This is a genomic window from Mesorhizobium sp. M7A.F.Ca.CA.002.05.1.1, assembly GCF_003998335.1.
Lineage (GTDB): Bacteria > Pseudomonadota > Alphaproteobacteria > Rhizobiales > Rhizobiaceae > Mesorhizobium.
Map to the genome: position 1 here is coordinate 1 of NZ_RZQI01001143.1, position 1,591 is coordinate 1,591.

Consider the following 1,591-nt stretch of genomic DNA (forward strand, 5'->3'; position numbering starts at 1 on the left):
GCGTCGCACAGTTCGGCACTGCTGTTGGCGCCGGCTCGCCGCGTGAAGCTGCCGATGTCGGTCAGCGAGAACCCCTGCGAGAAGCCACCGTAAAGCTGGACATCGGGCGTGAGATCGAATGTGCCGCCGACATTGAAAGTCAGATTGTCGTAGTCAAAGGACCCGCCGATGACGTTGATCGCCGGATATGGCCGGTTGATGTAAAAGATGGCTGGGCGGTTGAAATCCTCGATGTCGAGGAAGTAGCGTTCGTAGCGCAATCCACCTTGCAGGCGCAGCCGGTCGGTCACAGGGACCTGCAACTGGGCAAAGCCGGCGACCGAGTTCTGCTTCATCGGACTGATGACGTCCCAGCCGTTCTCGAGTTTCTGGAAGGTCTTGTCGTGGATGAAGTCCAGGCCCCAGGTCAGCGTCGACCCCTCCAGCAGCATGTCGAGAGGGGTCTCGACCGTAGCGGTGACGCCGGCGCGCTTGCTGAAGAGCGTGGTCTGGGCAAAGCTGGCCTGCGGGTTGAGCGGGTTGCCCGAATAGTAGACCTGATTGTTCACGAAGCGATCGAAGCGGGTGAAGGGAAAGCGCTTCTCCATATCGTTGTAGAACGACTTCACTTCGAGCGATCCCAAGGCGAAGGCGGTGTCGGTATAGCGCGCGGTGAAATATTTTGAATTCTCTTCCACGGATTCGCCCGTATACGGCGCCGTGTAGTCGGGCGCCGCTGGAGTGGCCTGGAAATTGGAAAACCAATCCGGATTCTGTTCCATGCGGACCAGTTCGCCGGAGACCTCGAAACGACGGGCCCCGTCCTCATATCCCAGTCTTGCATAGAGGTTGCCGAAGTCGGTGCGATCGCCCCCGCCTTGGCCGAGCATGGCGTCGGACGGCAGTTCGCGACCGTCTCCGTCATAGGTCCGGCGCGTCCGCTGGCCGCTGGCCGAGAACATGTAGTCGAATTTGCCGATCTTCTGCGTCGCCGAAACCGAAACTTCCGGCGCCAGGGACTTGCCGGGATTTGCAGTGAACGCCTTCACCTTGGTCTCGACGGTGACGGTTGGTCTTTCGGTCGCGTCCCGCCTGGTGATGAAATTGATGGTGCCGCCGGTCGCGCCGGAGCCGTAAAGGCTGCTTGCCCCGTTGACCACCTCAATGCGCTCGACTTTGCCGAGATCGATAAGCGAAAGCGTTCGTGAAACGTCACGCAACGGGGTGTTGCGGGGAATGCCGTCGACGAGAATCAGCACGCCGCGACCGCGAAAGCTTTCCGAGGCACCTGAAATCGTCTGGTTTGCGATCGAAAAACCGGGAACCAGCTTGGAAATCAGGGTCGCCGGGTCGCTCGTCAGCTTGAGCTGTTGTGCCAGCTCATCAGCCTCGATGACCTGGACGGACCCGGGAATGCTGGAGATCGGCTGCTCCGTTCTGCTCGCCGTCACCAACACTGTTTCCAGCTGTATCGCGGGTGCCGAATCTCCAGTGTTCTGCGCCTGCACGGGCATGGTCGTGAAAGCAAGTGGCAGCAGTGCGAGGCAAGTTCCCGCGATCAGTTCATTCCGCATAGTCGCACTCCAAATTGGCCCCTCGGGTGCCGCAAAGG

At 60.2% G+C, this 1,591-nt stretch carries 1 protein-coding gene; it reads right to left on the minus strand.

From position 1 onward, the window contains the following. On the minus strand, positions 1-1,553 hold a 1,553-nt coding region (locus tag EN939_RS33445; RefSeq protein ID WP_127271738.1), incomplete at its 3' end, for a TonB-dependent receptor plug domain-containing protein. Between the last annotated feature and the right edge of the window lie 38 nt (positions 1,554-1,591).